Below are 23,899 nucleotides of genomic sequence, written 5' to 3'. Positions count from 1 at the left end.
GGAATGCCCTCAATGATCCCAGATGTGCAGATTTTCCCCGAAGTGAAGTACACGCAACCCTGCATAACGCCGCCCCCCGCGCGCGACCAAAGTTTAAAGAGCCTTTCCTCGGAGCAGAAATCAAAAGAAACTATGCGCTTCGACGGATTTCGATATGGTTCAAGGATTGATCTTGTCCCGAGCGAAACGCCTGAAAGGTACCGCCCAACCCAGAACCAACAATCGCCGCAGGAGAGGTACGAGACAAGCAATCGAAGAAGATCGGCGGCAAACACCCAAGTGGACCGAACCATTTGCAGCCAGAAGTGCAAGCTGCTCCGAGCTACTAGCTGCACTGCATATGGTCCGCCTCTAGCTAGTGCATTGGCGCATGCTTTACGGAGTCCCTTATTTCGCGCCAGACTTTCGCACACCAATTGCTCACACGGTGGATCAGAACGTTCTTCAAGTTCAGCCCTCGCTATCTGCCTTTATCGTTTCCGTGTCACGAGCAAAAGTTGTGCCACCACCCTGCTGAGCGCTGAGTCAGCCGGTGCTTTCCGTCGAGTGGGTTTGTCGAGGGCTAAAGTCAGTCCTATCGCGGAGGTCTCCCTTTGCTACCGAGAGTCGCGGCTCATGACGCGCGTGGCGCTTGGGATGAAAGCTCGATTGTTTGCCCGAAAGCCGTGACCTGATTTACTTGCCCGATGTCGCGGTGGGTACTCAGTGCTTGCGCCAGATAATTTTCGTTGAGCCCGGTTACGCGATATCCCGCGATACGGATCGGCCAGGTCGCGGCGGCACCATCGCGGCGGATATCTATCGTCATGTCGCGATGCGCAACGGTACCGCCGGTCGCCGTCGTACCGAGAACATTCGCCAAGCGGGACGCGGCCGTTTGCGGATCCGCAGCAGCGCAGTCGACCCGGTCGAACGCACGAGCGCCGTTGCGATGCGTAGTCCAAGCAGGAAGGCGGTACAGCTCGACATTGTAGTATCGGCAACCGTTGAAGGTTACGACATCGTCGACCGGCAGCAACACGTCGAATTCCGGCCAGACGGACTCGGTGGCGGAGAGCTTCCACTCGCGCCGGACATGCATGGGCGGGCCGAACGGACAGCCGAGCTCGACGAAATGAGCGCGGGCCCCCTCGACATCACCGAGCGAAAGAACCATCGACTTGATTCCTTCGTCACCGGACAGCAGCGCGGCCATAGCCGGAGGCAGCCGGTCCGTATCGAATACACTCATCAACTCAATGAAGTTCGCCGACCCTTCGCTCGCGTCGGGAAACAGGATTAGCCGGTTGACGATGCCCATGGCATCAATTCGGCTCTCGGGCGTCAACGTGAAGCCAAGCCGATCATAAAAGCGGGCGGCCTCATCCAGATCGCGGACGAAAGTGAGCAGATGATCGATGGCTTTGACGGGGTTTTCAGTCACGGTGTCCTCGATCATGATCCAGAAGCGCATCAACGTGCAGGGTGACGGCATCGACAACATCGTTCGGCATGTTGCCGTTAGGGTAGAGCAATGGCAGCTCCGTGCATGCCAGGAGCAGTGCGTCGGCACCGCGACGCCGCAGACCGTCGGCTATATCGTCAATCTTGCGGCGTGCGGCGGGCGTGATCAGGCCGTGCGCGAGCTGATCCTCGATAATCGCATCGACCGCGGCCTGGCCGGCGGCATCGGGCCGCAAGACACCGGTCACGCCGGCCCGCTCAAGACGCGCGTCGATGAAATCCTGGCTGGCAGCGAAACGCGTTGCCAACACGCCGATGCGTTTCACTCCGCGTCGCTGCAGAAGCACCCCGGCCGGATCGAGGACGTGAATACACGGAAGGCTCGTGCTGGCAGCGATGGATGCAAACACCCGGTGCGCGGTCACGGCTGTGAGCGCGACTAGGCCCGCACCGCCAGCGGCAAGCGTTGCGACAGCGCCCACGAGCCGGTCTCCGATCGCCTGCCATTCGTCCTTCAGGGCCATCTGAAACAACGGCGCAAAATCGAGTGTCACGACAAGACTTTCCGGCGTCGAGCGTGCGCCCCGCAAGGCCTCGCCCCGCTCATTCAGCATACGATAATATCGAGCGGTCGAATGCCACGTCATGCCGCCGACGAGGCCGATCAGCTCAGTGCGATGGGCTCTCATGCAGCAAAAGCCGCGATAAGCGGTTCGACGGACGCTGCCGAGCGCAGAGTCTTGATCGCCGCAATCAGGGCGTCACCGTCACGCCAGCCAGGCCTTCCTGAAAAGGCCGCACACTGGAGAAATTTCGCAATGAGATCGTCCTGTGTTGGCGGGTTCTCAGGCCAGCCTCGTCCGAACTGTGCCGGGATGACGCGCCTGGCGCCGTCCTTGTTGGAGATGATTGCCTCACACTGGTCGAAATGACCGAAAGCAGGTTCTTCTGCGACATCGATGCGCTGCGCGAAGGCTACAATGTCTGGCGCAGTCGCAGCGCTTGCAGTGAACTCGTCCAGCGTTGCGCGGCCGCGTAATATGGCATTGGCGGCGACGTAGCGGACGTTGAACTGCGCATCGACTTCGGGTGTCTCCGCCGGCGCGTAGGGGCCGCCGCAGATTACGTTCATGGCCGGCGAGATGCGCAGCGACAGGCCGGCGATCTGATCGAACGGGATCTCGCCGCGCCCTCGTGCGGCGAGCAACGCCTCGGTCAGCGCCAGGGTCACTCCGCAACTCGGGTAGAGTTTGACGCAGGTGGCCTCCTCACCAAGGAACCTCTCTCCGAGGTTTTCGCCGAGAACCGCCAGATCCGGCGCAGCAGGCCCGTAGAGCCGAAAGAAGCCGCATTCACCCGCAAGAGTCCGCTTCGGTCCGCTGATCCCCGCTCGAGCCAGGAACACGGCCTCAAGCGCGTGGCGGGCCACGAGTCCTTGGCTGATCCTCACGGCAAGCACCTTGTCTTGATAGTGCTGGAAGGTGCCGATACCGAAATCGAAGGCAAGCCCGATGGCGTCGCTCATCTGCGCGCGTGTCAGCCCAAGGAGCCGGCTCGCGATGATGGCGCCCGAAAACAGCCCAAGCACGTTGCTGTCGAAGCCTCGATAAAAGAAGCCGTTTGCCTGCGCGGCCCGATTGATCCTCTGGCCCACATCCTGTCCGACGGCCAGGGCGGCAAGCACTGCTTCGCCGCCGGCACCGGACATTTCCGCCGCAGCGAGAGCGACCGGCACATCCGACGAACTCGGATGCCATCCGGGCGACAGCACATCGCAGAAATCAAGGGCTCGCGCCCTCACCGCATTGACAAAAGCCGCCTGGGGCGCGGCAAGCTTTTCGATCGATCCAATTACCGTGGCCTCCTGCGCACCGCTCCAGCGCCGCGCGAGCGATAACGCCATGCTTGTGCCAGCTTGATCATAGCCTGCGACGAGACAGCCAAGATTGTCGAGAACGCGACGCAGTTGGAAATTCATCGTCTCCGTCGGGATTTTTGTTGCCTCGACGAAAAACGCGTGATCCAGAAGCGCATCGAGCGGATCGTTCACTGCTGTTCGATCCCGAGGTCGCGGAAGACGGCCTTGATCGTGGCAATCTCGGTTTCCAGACTGCGGGCAAATTCCTCCGGGGTCGACGCGACAGGCTCGAAGCCGAGCCGTACCATTCTGTCCGAGACTTCGGGGCTGCGGACGACCGCCCGCATCTCCTGCGATAGCCGGTCGACGATTGGCGGCGGCGTTTGTCCAGGGGCGAACGCGCCGAGCCAGACGCCGATCTTGAACACCGGATCGGTGAAGCCAAGCTCGGTCAAGGTCGGCAGGTCAGGCAGCGCCGACGATCTCTTGGTACCGGAGACAGCTAGCGACCTCAGCGCGCCGGTCTCGATATGCTGCCGCGTATTGGCGATGGATGCGAACGATACCGGAATCTGACCGCTGAGCAGATCGTTGACGATCGGCGCCTCACCTCGATAAGGAACGTGCGTCATCCCAAGCCTGAAATGCCGGTTCCATAATGCTTCGCCGGCGAGATGGGCCGATCCGCCGATGCCCCACGACCCGTAAGCGAGCGGCTGACCTGAGGTCTTGACCTGTTCGGCAAATTGTTGAGGCGTGCGCGCACTGAACTTCGCGCCTGCCACCAAAATCATCGGCGCCAGGAAGGCCTGGGTTATTGGTGCAAAATCCTTCACGGGATCATAGGCGATGGTCTTGAACAGCGCGACATTGTTGACTTGCGTGTCGATGACCGTGAACAGGAGCGTGTAGCCGTCGGGCTGCGCTTTGGCGACCGCGTTCGCGCCAAGCATGCCGCTCGCGCCGGTCCGATTCTCCACGACCACGGCCTGCCCGACGCGTCGGGACAATCCTTCGCCGACCAAACGCGCGGTCGCGTCCAGCGGCCCGCCGGCTGAATAGGGAACGATGAAGGTGATCGGACGGGCTGGATAGGTCTGGGCCCGCGCCGCCGGTCCCGCGGCGACCGAGCCGATCATCGCAGCGACGAATTGACGGCGGTTCATCATACCCTCCTTACGATGAGGGAAAGCTTAGCGTCCGCCGAAGCCGCTCGCGGTGCCGAACGTTGCGAACGTTCAGGCCTTTTGTTGCACAGCCAGAGCACGTCGCGTCGCACCGGGCGACCGCCCGAACTGCCGGCGGAACGCGGCGGCAAATTTGGACGGGCAGGCCCATCCCGCATCGAGGGCAATGGCAGCGACCGTGTCATCGGTCGATTGCAGGGCCAGGAATGCCCGATCGAGCCGCCGGTTGCGCATTATTCGTGCCGGCGACTCTCCATGCCGGGCCTTGCTGGCCCGCCACAAGGTCGAGCGCGCAAGTCCGGTCTTATCCTCCACGGCCTTGAGACGAGCGGGAACGGCAGAAGCGGATCGCCCCGCGAGAATACGCTGGAACAACTCGGCGGATCCCGGACGCGTGTCAGCAACGATATCGTGAAAGGTGTGGCGCATGAACGCGCAGGCGAGTTCGGCGCCGCGGCCGGCAAGCGCGCGGAGCATCATCCGTTCACTGGCTTCCCAAGGCGCGAAGCCCTCCAGGATCGACTGCTCCCGCCCCGACCACGGCGCATTGACGATGACGCTCCCATCATGCGCACCCAGGGCGGGCGGCCGTTCACTGTCGAGGTCGAGCTGCAGGTCACGGGCAACACGCATCAAGGCGTCCGGCGTCAGCCTGATCTGAAAGAACGAGGCTGGACCTGCCGGTAGCCCAACGAGGAATCCCCCTCGTTGGTTGGACGCGCGCAGGTGCGCGTATCCCGTTCTGAGGTCCAGCGGCTTCGAACGTCGGCCGATCGCCTCGCCGGCTATGTTGCCGGCCAGATAGAATGTCAGAAGGAAGCGTGAGCCGGGCTGAAGGTGGACGACCGCCGGTCGATCGAGTTTGAACCTTCCATATACCGCAGAGATTTCGTCATCGATAGTGGTGCGCAGAAAGATGTTCTGTCGGTCTTCCGAACGGTAGACGAACTCGTCCGTCACGAGCGGCAAGGACGGCGCATGAGCCGTCCGCCGACCGGACAATCGCTGGATGAAGGCCGCTTCGCCGACCGCTTGCTTCGATAGCTGCATCACGCTCTCCTTCGTAAGCGAGCCTGCAACCTATCAGCTTCTTGCCGCTCATGGTATCGGCGCCGAACGAATGACGACAGCCCGCCGCTTCGCGCGGGACGTCTGCTTGCTTCGACCCCACGGGAGCCGCCACCCGCCAGAAAAGATAATTCGATGCGATCGAACAACTCTTCGCCTCGTTGCACCAGATCATAGGGCCGTCGGTAGAACAGCCAAACCGCGGTGAGGTGACACATCCCACCCATCAGCAGCCGATTGGCGGGATCAGGCGGCCTGCAGCTGTGAAACGAGAAGGTCGAAGCGGCCGAACAGGAGGTTGCCGTGCAGCAGATGGCGTTCGGCGCCATCGCCGGCGGCGGGACTCGATGCATTGGTCACCGGCGCACCACTGACAGGCGGCGGGCTATCCCTGGTCTCCCGAGCAGCGGTTAGCCTGCTGAGACTTGCTTCAAGTTACGCCTTCTCGGATTCGAGTCTCGGAAACGCCGACGCGTCGTCCGGATTGCTGAGAAAATGGTCCGCCCGAGAGATTCAGCGAAGCTGACGTTTCGGGCTTTTGTCAGCGGTAACAGGTGCCGATGAGGTAGACCTTGACATTCAGGACCCGGCCTCGGCCCAGCCTTGCCGCATGCCCTTGAGCCCGAACTCATAAACCTCCTCCTCATTGGGGGAGAAGTCGCGCCACACGCGGGTGGCGGCGGCGAGCGCCGGAACGGCGCGGCCGAAGGCTTCGATCGTCAACCTGCCATCATATTCTGCGGCCCTCAGCGCCTTATAGGTGGGACCCCACGGCACATGGCCCTTCCCCGGGGTGCCGCGGTCATTCTCCGAGATATGGACATGGATCATGTGCCGCTTGATTGTATTTATGGCGGCGACCGGGTCCTTCTCCTCGATATTGGCATGGAATGTATCGTACATCCCTTTGATTGCGGGATGATCGACTTCGTCCAGATAGCTGGCCAACTGATCCATCGTGTTGAGGAAGTAGCATTCGAATCGATTCACCGCCTCAAGGGCAAAGCTCATGCCGTGCTTTCCAGCATGATCGCCAGCGCGGCGATGAAATTCGATCCCGCGCTTGCGCTCATCCGCCGTGGGTCCCCTTCCAGTGAAGCGACCGAGTTCGGAGTGCATCGGGCCGGCGATGATCGATCCTCCAAGCGCCTTGGTGCAGTCGATGACCCAATTGGTCCGTTCGACCGCAGCCTGCCGCTCCATCTTGTCGTCCGAGAGTGGATCGTGCCCCGCCCCCAGCACGCTCACGGTTGTGACGTCGAGGTCCATCTTGGCAAGTTGCTCTCCGAGCCTTGCGTAGGAATCGATCGTGCCTTCGAAGATCGGAACCTCCACGCTGTCGTAACCCGTCCTCTTGAGCGCCTTCAGCACAGGCGCGTGTTCGTCGGTGACATGCCCTGTCCAGAGCAGCAGATTGAATCCGTACTTCATCCGCGCCTTCCCATTGAGCTCTCCTACAGCTGGCGATCCGGGGCCAGTTCCGCAGCTTAGCCCCTTGCAGGCACCAGCTGCTTCACCATCGCGTTAATCAGGCGCGGCAGGTCATAAGGGAAACGGGCCGTAATCAGATTGCCGTCGACCACGCAGGGTTCGTCCAGGACCGTAGCGCCAGCGTTTTCGAGGTCGATCTGTATGTTCCACACAGCCGTGGCGCGCTTGCCTTTGAGGATCTTGGCGCTCACCATAACCCATTGGCCATGACAGATGGCGCATGTGGGTTTGCCCGCTTCATACATGGCGCTCACAAACGCGCGCGCATGCTGGTCCATGCGCAGCGCGTCAGGGTTCCAGCATCCGCCCGGCAGAAGCATGGCGTCGTAATCCTCCGCCCTGGCTTCGTCCGTGTAGCGGTCGATCTTGAGCCAACCTGCGTTTTCCATGAGACGGATGGCGAGGACATGGGTGGCGCATTGCGGCGGGAAGCGGAGGCCGAGCGTGGGATGAAACTCACCTATGCGGGGCGAGACAACATGAACAGTGGCGCCGTGTTCGGTGAGCCAGCGATGAGCACCCAGAATCTCCACTTCCTCCACGCCATTGGTGCAGCAGATGGCGATGCGCTTGTCCTTGAGCAGACCTGGATTTGTGGGCGGATCAAGCAGGAAGCTCTTGAGCTCTCGGTTCAAGTCGCCGTCAGCCGTGACCAACAATTCAGTCGAAATAGATGGGACCGGCGAAGAAGACATTAGCTGCTGCATGCGGTTGAAGGCAGTGGCTTGGGGAGACGTGCTCATCTTTCATGCTCCTGAACGAGGTTGATTGGCACATTCGCGACTAAAGGTATCAGAAAACGATCCGCCCTAAATGCACGGGTCTGTTGATTGAAAGCGTTTTATCCGCAGGCATAGAATCCGTGGAAGTCTTGAAGGTGCAGGTTCACTCCTTGCGGCGACTCTGCAGCGTGATGAGGCCAGCTAAAGCAGCAGCGATAACCGCAACAGTCCAAGTGAAGCCATGCATGTACCAAGGCGTTGCGTTGAGTTGAACTCTGCCCAGCACGGTGTTGGGATCCGGCGGCTTGAGGAAGAATGCGCCGTAGAGATGTGCGACAACGATGGAAGCGAGCAGCACAATGCAGAAGATCATGGCGACGATCATGGCCACCGTTACCAGCGAGCGCTTGGGTACGCCAGGTTGCGCCAGAGGCAGGAGGTTGTTGACAAGCCCCGCCAGAACGATCAGCGCGCAGCCAACTGTGAAAAGCGAGATGTTGAACGGCTGAAAAATCATCAGAAGCGCGAATACGCCAAGCCCGATGATGCTGTATTCCAACGTCCGCGCCGCCGTCGGCGTCAGTCCGCCATTGCCTTGCTCGCTATTTTTCATGCGCGCACCGCCTTTCCGTCGTCTGCGAACACGTGGGTTTGCGCGGGATCTGGAACGAGGTGGAGCGCCTCGCCAATCTTCACCCTTTTGTCACGCGGCACGACGACCCGGATGTCGCTGCCCGTCTTGGTGCGCGCGTGAATAAGCGTCTCGGCACCCATCGGCTCAATGAGCTCGGCCATGGCGTCGATCGTGTCCCTGGTGTCCTTGGAGACAACAGTGAAAGCTCGCGGGCGAATTCCCACGGTGACCTTTCCAGCCTTCAGGTTTGCGACCGCGGGATGGACGCTCAGATCGACATCCTGCTCGTCGAAGACCACTTTCGCCTTACCGTTGCCGTAGCTCTTGAATTGTGCGTCGATCAGGTTCATCTGCGGCGTGCCGATGAAGCTCGCAACAAAGACGTTGGCGGGTTTTGCGAAGACCTCATGTGGGCTCCCCACCTGCTCGATGAGCCCGTCGCGCATGATGGCAATACGGTCTGCCATGGTCAGGGCCTCAAGCTGGTCGTGGGTGACTATGACAGTGGCTTTCGTGAGATTTGACAGCACGGCCTTGATCTGGCCGCGCATGGAGTGACGCAGCTCCACATCGAGCCGCGAGAGAGGTTCGTCGAACAGAAAGCATTTGGGGTCCCGAACAATGGCGCGGGCAACGGCGGCGCGTTGCTTCTCGCCCTCCGAAATCTGTCCCGGCAGTCGGTCCAGGATATCGCGAAGATGCAAGATGTCAGCCACCTTCCTGACGCGAGTTGCCACTTCCGCGCTCCCGATTGCTTCGCGGTGAAGAGGCATTGCAATGTTCTGCCCAACACTCAGCGCCGGATAGAGAGCATAGAACTGGAAGACCATTGCGATGTCGCGCTTCTCCGGCGGCAGGTGGTTCACGCGCTGCCCCGCAATGACGACGTCCCCTGCCGTGGCGCGTTCGAGGCCGGCAATCGTGCGCAGCGTAGTCGTCTTGCCACAGCCCGAAGGACCGAGCAGACAAACAATTTCACCCGCGGCCACGGACAGGTTGGCATCCTTGACGGCAACAAATGTGCCGAACTTCTTGGTGAGGTCACGTATTTCGATGGTCGACATGATCACTTCCTGACCGTGCCGAACGTGACGCCACGCAGCAGGTGATCCTGCAAAAAGAAGGTGGCAAGGAAAATGGGAACAAGAAACAAGGTTTCAATGGCAGCCAGCAGCGTCCAGTCGGTTCCGCGCCCGCCGGAAGACACGGCCTGGTTCATGGCTACAGGCACGGTGCGTGTATCAGGACCCGTCAGGAGCAGCGCGAACAGGAACTCGTTCCAGGTGAGGATGAGGCCGAAAACGAATGTTGCGGCAAGACCCGCAATAACCTGCGGCAGACAGATCTTGAAAAACACTTTGATTTCTGACGACCCATCGATACGGGCTGCATCCTCGACGTCTGTCGACAACTCATCGAAGAAGCTCTTCATCATCCAGACGGTAAATGCGAGATTGAAGGCCGTATAGAGCATGATGATGCCGAGATAGGATCCAGAAAGGCCCACGGCGCGGAACATCAAGATCACCGGAATGATGACGACGATCGCAGGCAGCATACGGGTCGTCAAAATGATGAAGAGATAGGTATCGTTGCCCTTGAGCGGATAGCGCGAGAAGCCATAGGCGGCCAACGTGCCGATAACGAGGGCAAGCAGGACAGATGCCGACGCGATCACGATGGAGTTGAAGAAGAATCGGTCAAACCCGGTGGACTCCGGCTGGCCACCCGCCGTCATGACGCGGGAAAAGACCGAGGCAAAGTTGTCCAATGTCGGCGTGAAGACAAACTGATCGGGGATGAGACCAAAGAATGAGGTAGGCGAAAGCGTTGGCGGTACTGAAAGCGCCAGCCCCTGCGGCTTGATCGCCGTGAAGATGATGAAGAGGACCGGCAGGAAGTAGATGAAGCTGACAACCGCCACGACGAGCGTGCGGCCCCAACCCGCCTCCGCGATGCCGCCGACGCTACGAAAGCCAATCCGCTCCCAGAAAGAAACTCTGTCTGTCATGGCTCAGGCCTCCCTGTTCTTGGGATTGGCAACGTAGAGATAAAGGTTCGTGAGCACGATTACTATGAAGAGGATGATGTAGGAGATGGCGGCTCCCTCGCTTGTCTTGTTCTGTTCATTGGCAATGCGGATCAAGTGGTAGGAGATCGTCATTGTGTCGTTTCCGCCCTTGGTCAGCACGATCACAAGGTCTGCCAGCTTGAAAGCTTCGATGGTGCGGAACAGCAGCGCCAGCATCAGGAGCCCGCGGATATAGGGGAAGGTGATGCTCCAGAAGCGCCGCCAGGCGGAAACCCTGTCGATGGCGGCTGCCTCGTAGAGATATCTCGGCACGGACACGAGGCCCGCCAACACGAGCAGCATGACGAAAGGCGACCACATCCAGGCGTCGGCAAAAACGATACCGGCCACAGCGCCCGCCTTGCTGTCCATGACAATGAACTGGCCGCCCGCGAGGCTATTGATCACATAGCTCAGGATGCCGAAGGTAGGGTCATAATAGTAGGTGAAGAAGACACCTGAGGCCACGACCGACAGCATCATCGGTGTGAGAACCAGAATCAGCAGATATTTCCGCAGCGGGAACTGCTTGGCAAAAAGCATCGCCAGCAGAAACCCCACGATCATCTGTACAGAAACTGTGCACACCGCGAACATGGCGGTGTTGATGAGGGCGTTCCAGTTGGCCGGAGCCGCGACCTCGTCGGTCAGAACCTTGATGTAGTTGTTGAGGCCGACGAAGCGGATGGACTGCAGGTTCGACTGGTAGGCAAAAAATGAAAGCCCAAGAGACCAAAGCAGCGGGAAGATGTTCATCACGAATAGAACGGCGATGGCGGGCGCGACCAGGAGCCCGCCATAATAGCGACGGCGGTAGGCATTCACCGCGAATGCCGCGGCGACCAAAGCCGACATGGCGCCAACGACCCAGAAGGAACCGGACGCTGGCAGCGCCACCACCGCAAGTGCGGAGACAACAAGCCCCACGAGAACTGCAAGCCGCCAATTGCCGGCCGAAAGCTCAAGAAGAGCCGGTGCAGTCTTGGCAGATTGTATGGTTGACATCAGTTGCATGAAGCTTCCGTGGAAAAGCAATTCCTGTGCGTTGCTGAGCGGCTTCGTGCGACCGCGGTCGGCGTCTGGCCATGTCTTTCAATTGGCCGGGGAAGGAGGACGAAGTCTCTTCCCCGGCCAAGCCTCGCCATTGGCGCCGCTCGCAGAGCTCACGCGTCATGTCACTTGATCAGCCCCACCTCCTTGAGCAGGCGCTGCTGGAACTTGGCGATATTGTCCTGAGTCGTCTTGGCATCCTGCCTGCCAGTAATGGCGAGATCATACTGGTCTTGCTGCTGGGTCAGTAACTCGAAGAACTGCGGCACGTGCCACACGTCCTTCTGCCAATCCAGCGAAGGAGCCCAAGCCCTGTTCCAGGGGCGGTAAGTTACGTACTTCGGATCCGAGTACACGGACTTAATGGCAGACTGACCGCCGGCCGCCGCAAACTGGTGCTGGATGTTCGACGACAGCCACCACTTCACGAATTCCACGGCCTCCTTGATCTGTGCGTCGGTCGTCCAGGTGGTCAGCACGAAGGGCTGGCCGCCAATATTGGACCAGCGGACCAGCTTGCCGTCAGCACCTTTGGTTCCCGGCATCATGCCGAACACCAGGCTGTCTGAGACCCTCGAAGTTTTCGGATCAAGCGAGGCTTCGGCAAGGCCGATCCAGTTGACGCTCATGGCCACCTTACCTTGGCGGAACAGCTCATCCGACTTGAAGATATCCATCGTGCCCGTCTTGGCGAGAGGTGGCATGTATGCGATCAGGCTCAGATACTTCTCCAGCGCCTTCACGGCCGCCGGCGAGTTCACAACACCCTCCGCTTTGCTGGTGGGTGCCTGGGTCTCATCCCAGATGTCACCACCCATTTGCCAAATAAAGCCGTTGATCTGCATAGACGAGAAGTCGTAGCTCTTGCCCGCCTGAAACGCGATGCCGTAAAAATCGTCTTCGGCGGGCTTGCCGGCCAGCATCTCGCCCTTCTTGCGGCGAAAGAATTCGCCGACGTTCTTGAAGTCGTCCCAGGTCATGGCGTCGAGCTCTTCGCTCGTGCAGGGAAGTTTCTGGTTGAATTTCGCCATGAAGTTCTTCTGTTCTGCTTCGTGGCAGATAATGTCCTTTCGCGCGAAGTTCACCAGCACATCGGGAAACTGCGGAAAGCCGTAGTAATTTTCCGACTTGTGCGGATAAGTTGAGTAGGAGTTCAGTGCGTTCGGATGGATGTCCTTGAACGTCTTCATGAACTCGGGATCTGCGTTGAGCAGATCGTTGATCTTCCGGAAATAGCCGCCCTCGACGAACGCGCCCAGCCACTGCGAGTCCGACACGATGAAGTTATACTTCTTCTCGCCTGATGTGAGCGACGCATTCACGCGGGTATAGAAGTCTGGCCACGGAATGAAATCCACCTGGAGCTTCACCGTGTTGCCGGACTTTGGCTTGTACTGCTCGTCGAAGAACTTCTTCATGATGCGTGTTGGTGGCCAATCCGGCACAGCCATCGTCAGCGTCACATCACCGGCGAAAGCAACCGTCGCTCCCAGCACCAGCGAAGCGGCAAGCCCGGCCGCCATCACTATCCTGTTGATCTCCCTTGTCGCGGTCATCCTGGTCTCCTCCGTTTGGGTTTCATTTTTTCTTTTAAATCGCTCGCCTCAGGCCATCGTCCGTCCACTCGAAGCGCGGAAGATGTAGAATTTGCTTGGATCGAGAATAACTGCCGCCTGTTGGCCGGGCTGCAAACCCGAGGCGGCAGATTCCGGCAACACCATGCGCAGCGTTTCGCCGCCGGTTTCCACGGACACGATCGTGACGTCCCCCAGCGGCTCAAGCATGGAAATATTGGTCTTGAGGCCTTGCTCGCCCTTCCCGGCAAAGCGCACGTCGCTCGGGCGGATGCCGACCACGGCCGCTTCGCCTGCTTCTGCGGCTTGCAGCTTTTTCACGAAAGGTAGTGGCCCAATTGCGGATTCGAGGGCGGCGTTGTCTGTGGCCAGCCTGCCTTTGATCATGTTCATGTGGGGCGAGCCGATCTTGCTTGCCACATAAAGATCACACGGCGCTTCGAAGAGCTCGTCCGGCGTTCCGATCTGCACCACGCCGCCGTCGCGCATCACTGCGATTTCCTCACCCATCGAGAGGGCTTCGAGCTCATCGGGCGTGGCGTAGACGATGGTGAGACCAAACTGGCGGTGAAGGCGCTTCAGTTCCGCCCGCATCTCATGGCGGAGCTTCGCGTCGAGATTGGTCAAAGGCTCATCCAGCAACAGGATCCTGGGGCGGCGTATTAAGGAGCGACCCAAGGCCACGCGCTGCTGTTCGCCACCCGAAAGCGTATTGGGCTTTCGATAGACCTTCGTGTCGAGCCGGAGCATCGCCGCCGTCTCCTTCACGCGGCGATCGATCTCCTCACGCGGGCGCTTTTCTTCGATCAGCGGATAGGCGAGGTTGTCGTAAACGGTGAGGTGCGGATAGAGCGCGAAGGACTGGAACACCATTGACACGCCCCGGCCCGCAATCGGCTCATGCGTCCAATCCTTGCCAAAAATCTCGACGTGCCCGCGTTCGGGAGCGATGAGACCAGCGATCGTGCGAAGCGTCGTCGTCTTGCCAACTGAGCTCGGCCCAAACAATACGAAGAAACGACCTTCCGCCACCCTGAAGGACAGGTTTTCAAGGGCCCGCACGCGGCCGTATGACTTGCTTACATTTGTCAAACGCAGTGCAGATTTCTCAGACTGCCCCATTGCCATCTCCCAGACCACCGCCGAGCGTGACCTCCGCAAGCACGGTCACTGAGCCGTGTTGCTTCGAGAGGTTCGTCGCCTGCAGGACAGGCTCAACTGCCTTCGCTTCGCCGCTTCCGAGCCGCATGACCACTTTTACTCTGTCCGTTGTGACATTCATCGACATCGGGGGCGGCTCAATCGAACGCTAACAGCAGGCGATCGCGAGAGCGTTCTATATGAACGCGCATCGCTTCTTCGGCGGCCAAGGGGTCCGCAGCCGCGAAGGCTGCCAGTATGGCTTCGTGCTCGTCGAGAGCCTCTTCGGTGACACGCGAATGGAACATGAGCCGAAAAATGTGAAAGTGGGTGTGCTGGAAAGCGATGGCTTGACGAATGAGTTCGTTCTCAGCGCAGGCCAAGATCTTGTCGTGAAAGGCAGCGTCCTGCCGCGCGAAGTTCGAATACCGCAGGCGTTCGTCCTTGCCTTCCCGGCGGGCCATCATGCCGGCCGCTTCGCGAAGCATCGCCAGCTTCGTGTCGTCCATACGCGCCGCCGCCTTCGCGGCGCCGTAGGGCTCGAGACGCAATCGAAGCTCATAAATTTCGTCAAGCTGGCGCTTCGTGATCTGCGGCGCCGCGCGATACCCGATCAAGTGCGTCTTCAGCACCAACCCTTCACCCTCGAGCCGACCTAGCGCCTCACGGATAGGCGTTTGCGACACATTGAATTCGCGGACCAGGCTATCGACCGTGATGCGGGCGCCTGGCGCGATCTTGAGCGACATGAGCTGTGCAAAAATCGCCTCATACACGTCGTCCGCCAGACTGGTCGGGCGATGAATCTGCCCGCTGGCGGCCCCGGTTTGAGAGGGATTGGTGACGTTCATCGATTTCGGCCCGCCTCTTGACACAAGTCGGTTCTAGCAGGATCTTGCGCAATATTCAATCCTATATCATATAGGATTTAATCGACGAAGATTGAACGGTGCAAACTCGGGCGCAGGCGTGGGCTTGCTCATGGAGCGTGATGCTTTGGAAGAAAATGAATTTCACCAAGCCGACGTGCTCTTTGATGCCGAATTGACGGGGCACCCGTCGCATGGCCTGCAACAACTCCATCGTGTTCAACGCGGTTCGACCGAATCCCACACGCGCAGCGTCGGGCGCTGGCGATCCGACGCCACCTGCAAGGGCGACGTCATCCTTGCGATAGATCTGGGCTCCGCTCCGGAATCGGTACCGAGACTCTCCGGCTACATGGATCTGGTTCGCGCTGCGCTGCCCATGCAGGCCGGCGCGCCTGTCAGCAGTCCCGGCGACAGCGCGGGCCGCCTTCGCGCCGAGAACGGCTCTGAGATTGAACCTCGCCTCTGGAGCGAACTCGGTCGCGCACAATCCAATTCGTCCGTCGCCAGAGGATATGCATTATGACCCTGTTCGCCGCCCTGAGGCTGCCCCGCGAGATTTTATTTGGCAAGGGTCAGCGCCACGCGCTTTCCACCGTCGCAGCCAAACATGGGCGTCGAGCGCTCCTATGCACCGACGAGCGGTTCGCCGGCACGGCCGTTTTTTCCGAAATCGTCGCGGGCTTAAGAGCGTCGTCGGTTGAGATTTTCGTTCATGATCGCGTGCAGCCGGACGTGCCGGTCGACACGGTCGGCGTCTGCGTTGAGGAGGCTCGCAGCTTCATGCCCGATATGGTGATCGGCATCGGCGGCGGCAGCTGTCTCGATCTTGCGAAATGCGCAGCCTTGCTGCTCAGCCATGGCGGCAAGCTTCAGGACTACTATGGTGAGTTCAAGGTGCCGGGTCCGATCCTGCCAGTGATCGCCGCGCCGACCACAGCGGGCACCGGTTCGGAAGTGACGCCGGTCGCGGTGATCTCCGATTCTGATCGACTTTTAAAGGTCGGCATTTCGAGCCCCCACCTGATTGCCACCGCTGCGATCTGCGACCCGGAACTGACGATGACGTGTCCGCCGTCCCTGACGGCAATCGCAGGGGCCGACGCCTTGACCCACGCGATCGAGGCCTTCACTGCGGTTAGACGCGATGTCGCTTCCGACCTGCCGCAGAAACATGTTTTCATCGGCAAGACGGCGCTTACCGATCACTTCGCTCTGCTCGCCATCAAGCTACTGGGACGCAGTCTCGAGAAGGCCTGCCGCGATGGTGCCGACGAGGACGCGCGGGCGGATGTGATGATGGGAGCTCTGGCGGCCGGCTGCGCGTTCGGAACCGCGGGAACAGCGGCCGCGCACGCGGTGCAATATCCGATCGGCGCCTTAACCCACACGCCGCACGGGCTCGGCGTCGCGACCATGCTGCCTTATGTGATGAATTATAATTGCTCCGCGGCGACAACCGAAATCGCCAAAGTCGGAGTCGCTCTCGGCCTCGAGCGCTCGAGTCGGAGCGACGGCGAGATGGCCCGCACGACGATTGAAGAAATCAGCCGCATGTTCGCGGCGATTGGGATCACTCCGACATTGGCCGGTCTTGGACTTCCCGCCGACAAGATTGATTGGACCGCAGAACTCGCCCTCGGCATCGATCGCCTGATCAAGAACAATCCCCGCCCGTTCGACCTTCCCGCGATGAAACGACTGGTGAAAGCCGCCTACGACGGCGATCTCGCCGGCAGCGCCATCTGAGCTGACAGGACCCCGTCATGAGCATGCCCCAGCACACGTTCAAGACCGACCACGAAACCCTCGACCTCCGCGCTTATTCGCGCGGCCTCTATATCGACGGCCAATGGCGGCAGGCCGCTGACGGCCGGCTTATCGAGGTGGTCGATCCGTCCACCGAGCGCGTGATCGCCGAGGTTCCCGATGCGGCCATGGTCGACGTCGAGGCAGCGGTGGAGGCCGCCGCCCGGGCAGCGGCCGGCTGGAGGGAGACGCCGCCGCGCAAGCGATCCGAGATTTTGAGGCGCTGCTTCGAATTGATGACCCAGCGTTCGGAAACGCTCGCCGAGCTGATATCAATCGAGAACGGCAAGGCTTTGCGCGATGCGCGCGGCGAGGTCGCCTATGCCGCCGAGTTCTTCCGCTGGAACGCCGAGGAAGCCGTGCGAATTATCGGCGAGTTCGGCCTCGCTCCTTCGGGCGCGAACCGCATCATCGTCGACTATCAGCCGATCGGCGTCTGCGTTTTGATCACGCCCTGGAACTTCCCGGCGGCCATGGCGACGCGCAAGATCGCTCCCGCCCTGGCAGCGGGCTGCACAGTTGTGCTCAAGCCCGCGAGCGAGACGCCTCTCACAGCCTACGCGCTCGCTGCGCTGTATGAAGAAGCCGGCGTTCCCCCGGGCGTCGTCAACGTCCTTACGGTTTCCAATCCTGCTCCGGCCACCGCCGCCATGCTGGCGGATCCACGGGTGCGGAAACTGTCGTTCACCGGCTCGACGGGAGTTGGCCGCCTCCTCCTCGCCGAAGCGGCCAAGCACGTCATCTCGTGCTCGATGGAACTCGGCGGCAACGCGCCGTTCATCGTCTTCGACGACGCCGATCTCGAGGCCGCGCTCGACGGCGCGATGGTAGCGAAAATGCGCAACGCCGGCGAAGCCTGCACCGCCGCAAACCGCATCTATGTGCAATCCGGCATCCACGACGCCTTCGCCGAAGGGCTTCGAAAGCGCATGACGGCGCTCAAAGTGGGCGCGGGCGTCGAAGCCGCCACCGAATGCGGTCCTATGATCACGAAAAAGGCCGTCGATAAGATCGATCGGCTGGTTCAGAACGCCGTCGCGCGTGGCGCGCGCGTTCTGTGCGGGGGCTCGGTCGGGAGCGGGACGGGATTTTACTATCCTCCGACAGTCCTCTGCGACGTGCCGGCCGACGCCGCGATGGCGCAAGAGGAAATCTTCGGTCCTGTGGCGCCGATCTCGCGCTTCGAACAGGAGAGCGAGGCGATCGAGCGGGCGAACGACACGGAATACGGGCTCGCTGCCTACATCTACACCCGCGATCTTGCCCGCGGCATGCGTGTAGCCGCGAAGATTGAAACGGGTATGATCGCGCTCAATCGCGGCCTCATGTCGGATCCGGCCGCTCCGTTCGGCGGCGTCAAGCAGAGCGGCATTGGACGCGAAGGCGGACGGGGGCACGGCATCGCCGAGTTCATGGAGGCGAAATATCTCGCCGTCACGATGTAGACGGAGGACAGGTGCAGCGCGATCCCTTCAACCGTGACCATGTCGCGCCGTGGCGTAAGAAGCAGAACTGCGGTGGGGTCCAGAGCCGTCAGGCTGAGGCCCTTCGAAGACAAGAGAGAGGAGATTAATTGTGCGCACCATCAAGGGACCGGCAATATTCCTGGCTCAGTTCGCCGCTGAAGCTGCTCCGTTTGATACCTTGGATAACATATGCGCCTGGGCAGCGGGTCTTGGATACAAGGGCGTGCAGATACCTAGCTGGGTCTCCAGCTTTATTGACCTGGAAAAGGCTGCGACGTCGAAAACATATGCGGATGAACTGCGTGGCACAGTCAATCGTCATGGACTCGAGATTTCTGAATTGTCGACGCACCTTCAGGGGCAACTGGTGGCAGTGCATCCAGCCTACTCCAGTGCTTTTGATGGTTTCGCGCCGGTTGCAGTCCATGGCAATTGCTCCGCCCGGACGGCGTGGGCAGTTCAACAATTGAAATGGGCCGCAAGGGCTTCGAGCAACCTTGGTCTGAATGCCCATGCAACTTTTTCGGGCGCGTTTGCGTGGCCTTTCATCTACCCCTGGCCCCAACGCCCCGAGGGCCTGGTCGACGATGCCTTTGGTGAACTTGGCCGCCGATGGTTACCAATTCTGGATGAGTTCGATCACTACGGCGTAGACGTTTGCTATGAGTTACATCCGGGCGAGGATCTGCATGACGGTGCAACTTTCGAAATGTTCCTCGATCAAGTGAAGAACCACGTTCGCGCCAATATTCTTTACGACCCAAGTCATTTTGTGCTGCAGCAACTCAAGTATCTCGATTTCATCGATATCTATCACCAGCGCATCAAGGCATTCCACGTCAAGGATGCCGAATTCAATCCAACCGGCAGGCAGGGTGTCTACGGAGGTTTTCAGTCGTGGGTCAACCGCGCCGGACGTTTCCGATCGATTGGAGACGGTCAGGTTGATTTTCGATCGATCTTTTCGAAGCTCACGGCCTACGATTACGCGGGGTGGGCCGTGCTGGAGTGGGAGTGCGCACTAAAGCATCCGGAAGATGGCGCTCGGGAAGGAGCCCGGTTGATCTCCGATTACATCATACGGGTAACCGAGCGAGCTTTTGACGACTTTGCGGGCTCCGGTACAAATAGGGAAGCAAATCTGAGAATGCTTGGTCTGCGGTCAGATGAGGGCATGTCATGAGAGACAGCGAGGCGTCGCGCATCCGATTGGGAATGGTCGGTGGTGGGATCGGGGCCTTCATTGGCTACGTGCACCGAATTGCATCGCGAATTGACGACGATTATGAACTGGTTGCGGGAGCGCTGTCCTCCGATCCTGCCCTGGCTCAGGAATCCGGTAGAAAGATTGGGCTGGCCGAAGACCGGATATATACCAGCTTTGCCGAGATGGCGGCTAAAGAGGCTGCCCGCGAAGACGGCATTCAGGCCGTCTCAATCGTCACGCCAAATAACCTGCATTTTGCGCCGGCCAAGGCATTTCTTGAGGCTGGAATTCACGTGATTTGCGACAAGCCCCTTACGTCAACGCTCGATGAGGCTCGTGCGCTGGCCAAAATCAAGCCCAAGAATGGCGCGAAGTTTCTGTTGACGCACAATTACACGGGTTATCCCTTGGTACGACAGGCGCGTGCCATGGTGGCGAATGGTGATCTGGGCAAGATTCGGGTGGTTCAAGTCGAGTATCCGCAAGATTGGCTAACTCGCCCTCTTTCAAACAAGCAGGCGGATTGGCGCACGGATCCCGCTCGTTCAGGACCAGGCGGTGCTATCGGAGACATCGGTACGCACGCCTATAACCTTGCACGATTTGTCACGGGCTTAAAAACGGCGGCCGTAAGTGCGGACCTGTCGACTTTCGTGGAGGGCAGACGGCTCGACGACAACGTGCACATACTGCTGCGGTTTGAAGGCAATGCACGCGGGATGCTGTGGGCCAGCCAAGTTGCCGTAGGCTGCGAAAATGGTCTGCAGCTTCGCGTTTACGGCGAAAAGGCCGGGCTTGAGTGGCGCCAGGAGAATCCAAACCAGATGTGGTTCACCGAATTTGGCAGGCCCAAGCAACTTCTTACGCGAGGCGGCGCGATTTCCGGTGACGCCCCTCCGATTCAGGTTCGACTGCCGAGCGGGCACCCCGAAGGTTATCTCGAGGCGTTCGCCACACTTTACAGTCAGTTTGCTCAACTGATCCGCTCCGGAGACACTGCCTGTCCCGACCTGCCATCGCTCGCTGACGGGATTGAAGGAATGGAATTCATCGCCGCCGCGGTCCGATCAAGTGACAATCAGAGCATGTGGACAAGCCTCAGCGACGTGTAAGGCGCGCGGCTAGAGCGTTTTCCAGCGAAGTGGAAACCGGTTCGCGTTAAGAAAACGCGTCAAAACAAAAATCTAGAGCCCCGTTCCGATTCTATCGGAACGGAAAAGGCTCTAGATGCCGCGAGAGGTGATCATGTGCCCCAGCGCAGCGCCGCCGTGTGGACGGGAGCACCCCACAATTCCATTGCTTGGCCATCGAGCACGGACACGGTGATCGACACGCCAGCCATGTCGAGGGATGTGACGTAGGATCCGGTCAGGAACCGCGTTGCGGTGATCCCCGCACCTTCCAGAATTCGCTTGGCGCTGTTGACCATCAAATAAAGCTCGATCAGCGGCGTTGCGCCGAACCCGTTGACGAGAAGCAGAACTTCACTGCCCGGCTCCGGCGCAAGGTCCTTGAGGATCGCGCCAACGAGTTCCTCGGCAATCGCATCGGCGGAAGCCAGCCGTACCCGGCGTCGGCCAGGCTCGCCATGAATACCGACCCCCATTTCCATTTCGTCGTCGGCCAGCGTAAAATTGGGCCGCCCCGCCGCCGGCACGGTGCACGGCAACAGCGCCACGCCCATCGAGCGCGTGCGCCGGTTGATTTCATCGCCGAGCGCCTTGAGGGCCGCAAGCGGCATTCCGTTTTCGGCCGCGGCGCCGACCATCTTTTCCACGATCAGCGTTCCCGCGACACCGCGGCGGCCGGTCGTATAGGTCGATTTCTCCACCGCCACGTCGTCGTTGGTCACCACGCTCGCCACTTCCCGCCCGGCCATCTCGGCGGCCATAGTGAAGTTCATGACATCGCCTTCGTAGTTCTTGACGATGAAGAGCACGCCGGCGCCGGTGTCGACGGCCTCGGCGGCCTCGATCATCTGGTCCGGTGTCGGCGAGGTGAAGACCTGGCCGGGACAGGCGGCATCGAGCATGCCGTGGCCGACAAAGCCCGCATGCAATGGCTCATGCCCTGAACCGCCGCCCGAAATCAGGGCAACCTTGCCGGACTTCAACGTGCGTCGGCGCACGAATTTGCGTTCGGCACCAAGAAGCAGAATATCCGCATGCGCGGCGGCAAAGCCGTCGAGACTTTCCTCGAGTACTGTCTCGGCGCCGTTGATCAGCTTTTTCATAAACGCCCTCCCGTGCCTCATTTTTTCGGTCCGGATCAATCCGTCAGCCGACGCTCTCGGCGTAGCGCGCGAGTTGCGCCGCAAAATCGATGATGAGTTGTTCGAGCGCGCGGTTCTTCTTGTCGTCGCCGAGATCCGGCACCGTCACCGCGATGGTGCGCGTGCGCGCTTCGCGATGGGATGTGCGCAGGCGGCCGGGATGCGCGCGTCCGTAGGCTTCCAGGAATGCGGCGCGCTCGGCGCCGGACAGATGGCAGACATCGAAGATAATCGCGACATGTTTCGCCGGAATTGGCACCAGATAGGCCGGATTGGTGATCTGGGTCACGAAGGAGCGGTTCTTGCCCAGCGCCGCCGCGAGCTTGAGCCGGGTCCCGGAAGGCCGGTTGTCGAGTACCCGCCGCAGGATGAGCTTGTAGTCGGCGACATTGCTGTCACCAGGCCCGCGGGTATCTTCGCGTGCTTCGTTCGTCATGACCCTACCTTTGCGATCGCCGCCTTGAGCCGCGCTACCGCAACCGGTGCCACCGAAAGGCTCGTCAGTCCGGTCGCAAGCAACGCCTTCGTCAGGCGGGTGTCGGCGGCAGCGTCGCCGCAGAGCGAGACCTCGACATCGCGCTTGCGCGCGGCCTCAACAGTGCGGGCGATCAGCGCCAGCACCGCCGGATGGCCCGCATCGTTGAGGTCGGCGACCGAACCGATATCGCGCGCCGCAGCCATCGTATACTGGGTCAGATCGTTCGATCCGATCGAATAGAACGCAGCGTCGAAATCCTCGGCGCAGAGCGCGGCCGCCGGAACCTCGATCATGATACCAAGCGGCGGCCGGGCGCAAGCGGTCCCTTCCGCCCTGAGCGCCGCGAACTCGGCGTCAAGCATGACACCGGCACGATCGAGCTCTCCGGGAACGGCGATCATCGGCAGCATCACTTTCAGTACCCCGTGCACCGCCGCGCGCGACAGCGCCCGCAGTTGCACGCGAAACACCTCCGGTCGCGCAAGCGAGAGGCGAATGCCGCGAAGGCCGAGAAACGGATTGCTCTCACCATCGATCGTCAGGCCCTTGATTGGCTTGTCGCCGCCGGCATCGAGGGTGCGGATCGTCACCGGCCTTCCCTGGGCCCAGTCGAGAATGCGCCGATAGACTGCATATTGCGTGTCCTCGTCGGGCAGGCCAAGAGACGTCTCGAACAGAAATTCGGTGCGCACAAGACCAATGCCGTCGCAGATTGCGGGATCGAGGCCTGCAAGGTCTTCAGGGGCGGCAATGTTGAGCAGAACCGCGATCCGCCGGCCGTCGACCGTATAGGCAGGCGCAAGCCTGGCGCTCTCGGCGGCGGCCACCGCAGCGTTCGCAGCAGCCATGCGCTGCTCGAACAGGCGACGCGTTTCCGGCTCGGGATCGAAGATCACGCTTCCTGCATCGCCATCGACCAGTGCCAACGCCGGCGGCTGCCCGTTCCACGACAACGGACCGAGCCCGACGACCATGGGCGCCCCGCGCGCCCGCGCCAACATCGCGACATGCGAGGAAGGTGAGCCCCCGGCCAGCGCGATGGCGCCGCCGTGTGACCAGTCGGCGGCAAGAAAAGCGGAAGGCGTGATGTCGTCAGCCGTCACGATCGAGCCACCGGTAATCCTGGCGACGGTGTCCACGCCGCTCAAATGCGCGAGCACGCGATCGCGGATGTCGACGATATCGGCGGCACGGGCACGGAAATATTCATCTTCAGCCGCGCGATAGCCAGCTATCTCCACGTCGAGTGCCAAGCGCCAGGCATGATGGGCAGTGATCCCCTCCGAGATGACCTCATATGCCGCATCCGCCAGCGCATCATCTTCAAGCATGGCGACCTGGAATTCCAGAATGTCGGCCACCTCGCCCTGAATCGTCTTGATCTGCTCGGCGATCTCCGCCCTCGCGCCTTCAATTGCCGCCCGCAGTGCCGCCGCCTCCTGCGCGGGATCGTCGCTCGCCGCCCGCCTGACCACCACAGCCGCAGTCAGCATGGTGACCGGCCCGATCGCGAGACCCGGCGAGGCAGCACGGCCGATAAGATGGATCTCTGCCACCGCG

General features: G+C 60.6%; 22 protein-coding genes. 5 read left to right on the top strand and 17 right to left on the bottom strand.

The genetic code is table 11. The features are described 5' to 3' along the window. Positions 1 to 613 precede the first annotated feature (613 nt). The 14 genes from V1286_RS03685 to V1286_RS03620 all read right to left on the bottom strand — a co-directional run bounded on the left by V1286_RS03685 (position 614) and on the right by V1286_RS03620 (position 15,089). Positions 614 to 1,438, bottom strand: a complete 825-nt coding sequence (locus V1286_RS03685; protein ID WP_334477649.1) for a VOC family protein — start codon at positions 1,436 to 1,438, stop codon at positions 614 to 616. Then, positions 1,416 to 2,132, bottom strand: coding sequence for an aspartate/glutamate racemase family protein (locus V1286_RS03680; protein ID WP_334477647.1), 717 nt, complete (start codon positions 2,130 to 2,132; stop codon positions 1,416 to 1,418). The genes V1286_RS03685 and V1286_RS03680 overlap by 23 nt, the downstream gene beginning before the upstream one ends. After that, a complete protein-coding gene (locus tag V1286_RS03675; protein ID WP_334477646.1) occupies positions 2,129 to 3,493 on the bottom strand; it encodes an MmgE/PrpD family protein in 1,365 nt (454 codons plus the stop codon). Before V1286_RS03675 ends, V1286_RS03680 begins: the two co-directional genes overlap by 4 nt. After that, on the bottom strand, positions 3,490 to 4,467 hold the full coding sequence (locus tag V1286_RS03670; RefSeq protein ID WP_334477645.1) for a Bug family tripartite tricarboxylate transporter substrate binding protein: 978 nt from the start codon (positions 4,465 to 4,467) through the stop codon (positions 3,490 to 3,492). The genes V1286_RS03675 and V1286_RS03670 overlap by 4 nt, the downstream gene beginning before the upstream one ends. Positions 4,468 to 4,539: 72 nt before the next feature. After that, entirely contained in the window at positions 4,540 to 5,538 is a 999-nt protein-coding gene (locus V1286_RS03665; RefSeq protein WP_334477644.1) for an AraC family transcriptional regulator, read from the bottom strand. Between the two features lie 597 nt (positions 5,539 to 6,135). Further along, entirely contained in the window at positions 6,136 to 6,987 is an 852-nt protein-coding gene (locus V1286_RS03660) for a sugar phosphate isomerase/epimerase family protein (RefSeq protein ID WP_334477643.1), read from the bottom strand. Positions 6,988 to 7,043: 56 nt separating this feature from the next. Continuing rightward, the gene (locus V1286_RS03655) at positions 7,044 to 7,790 is read right to left on the bottom strand and encodes a type 1 glutamine amidotransferase domain-containing protein (protein ID WP_334477642.1); all 747 of its coding nucleotides are present in this window, start codon (positions 7,788 to 7,790) and stop codon (positions 7,044 to 7,046) included. Positions 7,791 to 7,932: 142 nt separating this feature from the next. After that, the gene (locus tag V1286_RS03650) at positions 7,933 to 8,382 is read right to left on the bottom strand and encodes a hypothetical protein (RefSeq protein WP_334477640.1); all 450 of its coding nucleotides are present in this window, start codon (positions 8,380 to 8,382) and stop codon (positions 7,933 to 7,935) included. Next, complete coding sequence (locus V1286_RS03645) at positions 8,379 to 9,467, bottom strand: ABC transporter ATP-binding protein (protein WP_334477638.1); 1,089 nt, start codon at positions 9,465 to 9,467, stop codon at positions 8,379 to 8,381. The genes V1286_RS03650 and V1286_RS03645 overlap by 4 nt, the downstream gene beginning before the upstream one ends. Positions 9,468 to 9,469: 2 nt before the next feature. Continuing rightward, complete coding sequence (locus tag V1286_RS03640) at positions 9,470 to 10,414, bottom strand: carbohydrate ABC transporter permease (RefSeq protein WP_334477636.1); 945 nt, start codon at positions 10,412 to 10,414, stop codon at positions 9,470 to 9,472. A gap of 3 nt (positions 10,415 to 10,417) precedes the next feature. Then, entirely contained in the window at positions 10,418 to 11,488 is a 1,071-nt protein-coding gene (locus V1286_RS03635; RefSeq protein ID WP_334477635.1) for a carbohydrate ABC transporter permease, read from the bottom strand. 161 nt (positions 11,489 to 11,649) lie between these two features. Continuing rightward, positions 11,650 to 13,080: an ABC transporter substrate-binding protein gene (locus tag V1286_RS03630; protein WP_334477633.1), complete on the bottom strand. Its 1,431-nt coding sequence runs from the start codon at positions 13,078 to 13,080 to the stop codon at positions 11,650 to 11,652. Positions 13,081 to 13,128: 48 nt separating this feature from the next. Then, complete coding sequence (locus tag V1286_RS03625; protein WP_334477631.1) at positions 13,129 to 14,220, bottom strand: ABC transporter ATP-binding protein; 1,092 nt, start codon at positions 14,218 to 14,220, stop codon at positions 13,129 to 13,131. A 176-nt stretch (positions 14,221 to 14,396) separates the two neighbouring features. Next, the gene (locus tag V1286_RS03620) at positions 14,397 to 15,089 is read right to left on the bottom strand and encodes a GntR family transcriptional regulator (RefSeq protein ID WP_334477630.1); all 693 of its coding nucleotides are present in this window, start codon (positions 15,087 to 15,089) and stop codon (positions 14,397 to 14,399) included. Positions 15,090 to 15,219: 130 nt separating this feature from the next. Between V1286_RS03620 and V1286_RS03615 the strand changes: the two genes are divergently transcribed. From V1286_RS03615 to V1286_RS03595, 5 genes are all read left to right on the top strand, one after another. After that, positions 15,220 to 15,633: a hypothetical protein gene (locus V1286_RS03615; protein WP_334477629.1), complete on the top strand. Its 414-nt coding sequence runs from the start codon at positions 15,220 to 15,222 to the stop codon at positions 15,631 to 15,633. Next, on the top strand, positions 15,630 to 16,856 hold the full coding sequence (locus V1286_RS03610) for an iron-containing alcohol dehydrogenase (protein WP_334477628.1): 1,227 nt from the start codon (positions 15,630 to 15,632) through the stop codon (positions 16,854 to 16,856). The genes V1286_RS03615 and V1286_RS03610 overlap by 4 nt, the downstream gene beginning before the upstream one ends. Positions 16,857 to 16,879: 23 nt before the next feature. Further along, positions 16,880 to 18,361, top strand: coding sequence for an NAD-dependent succinate-semialdehyde dehydrogenase (locus tag V1286_RS03605; RefSeq protein ID WP_417021236.1), 1,482 nt, complete (start codon positions 16,880 to 16,882; stop codon positions 18,359 to 18,361). 130 nt (positions 18,362 to 18,491) lie between these two features. Beyond that, the gene (locus tag V1286_RS03600; RefSeq protein ID WP_334477626.1) at positions 18,492 to 19,565 is read left to right on the top strand and encodes a sugar phosphate isomerase/epimerase family protein; all 1,074 of its coding nucleotides are present in this window, start codon (positions 18,492 to 18,494) and stop codon (positions 19,563 to 19,565) included. Next, positions 19,562 to 20,701, top strand: coding sequence for a Gfo/Idh/MocA family protein (locus tag V1286_RS03595; protein WP_334477625.1), 1,140 nt, complete (start codon positions 19,562 to 19,564; stop codon positions 20,699 to 20,701). Before V1286_RS03600 ends, V1286_RS03595 begins: the two co-directional genes overlap by 4 nt. A 131-nt stretch (positions 20,702 to 20,832) precedes the next feature. Here the strand turns inward: V1286_RS03595 and dhaK are convergent, their stop codons facing one another. Genes dhaK through ptsP form a run of 3 tightly spaced genes read right to left on the bottom strand, consistent with a single transcriptional unit; the run spans position 20,833 to position 23,895 of the window. After that, positions 20,833 to 21,822, bottom strand: a complete 990-nt coding sequence (gene dhaK / locus V1286_RS03590) for a dihydroxyacetone kinase subunit DhaK (protein WP_334477624.1) — start codon at positions 21,820 to 21,822, stop codon at positions 20,833 to 20,835. A 43-nt stretch (positions 21,823 to 21,865) separates the two neighbouring features. Next, a complete protein-coding gene (locus V1286_RS03585) occupies positions 21,866 to 22,297 on the bottom strand; it encodes a hypothetical protein (RefSeq protein WP_334477622.1) in 432 nt (143 codons plus the stop codon). Beyond that, on the bottom strand, positions 22,294 to 23,895 hold the full coding sequence (gene ptsP, locus V1286_RS03580) for a phosphoenolpyruvate--protein phosphotransferase (RefSeq protein ID WP_334477621.1): 1,602 nt from the start codon (positions 23,893 to 23,895) through the stop codon (positions 22,294 to 22,296). The genes V1286_RS03585 and ptsP overlap by 4 nt, the downstream gene beginning before the upstream one ends. Between the last annotated feature and the right edge of the window lie 4 nt (positions 23,896 to 23,899).

The organism is Bradyrhizobium algeriense (assembly GCF_036924595.1).
Classification (GTDB): domain Bacteria; phylum Pseudomonadota; class Alphaproteobacteria; order Rhizobiales; family Xanthobacteraceae; genus Bradyrhizobium; species Bradyrhizobium algeriense.
The sequence above is the reverse complement of the archived record's forward strand: the minus strand, read 5'-3'. Positions and strand labels throughout refer to the sequence as shown.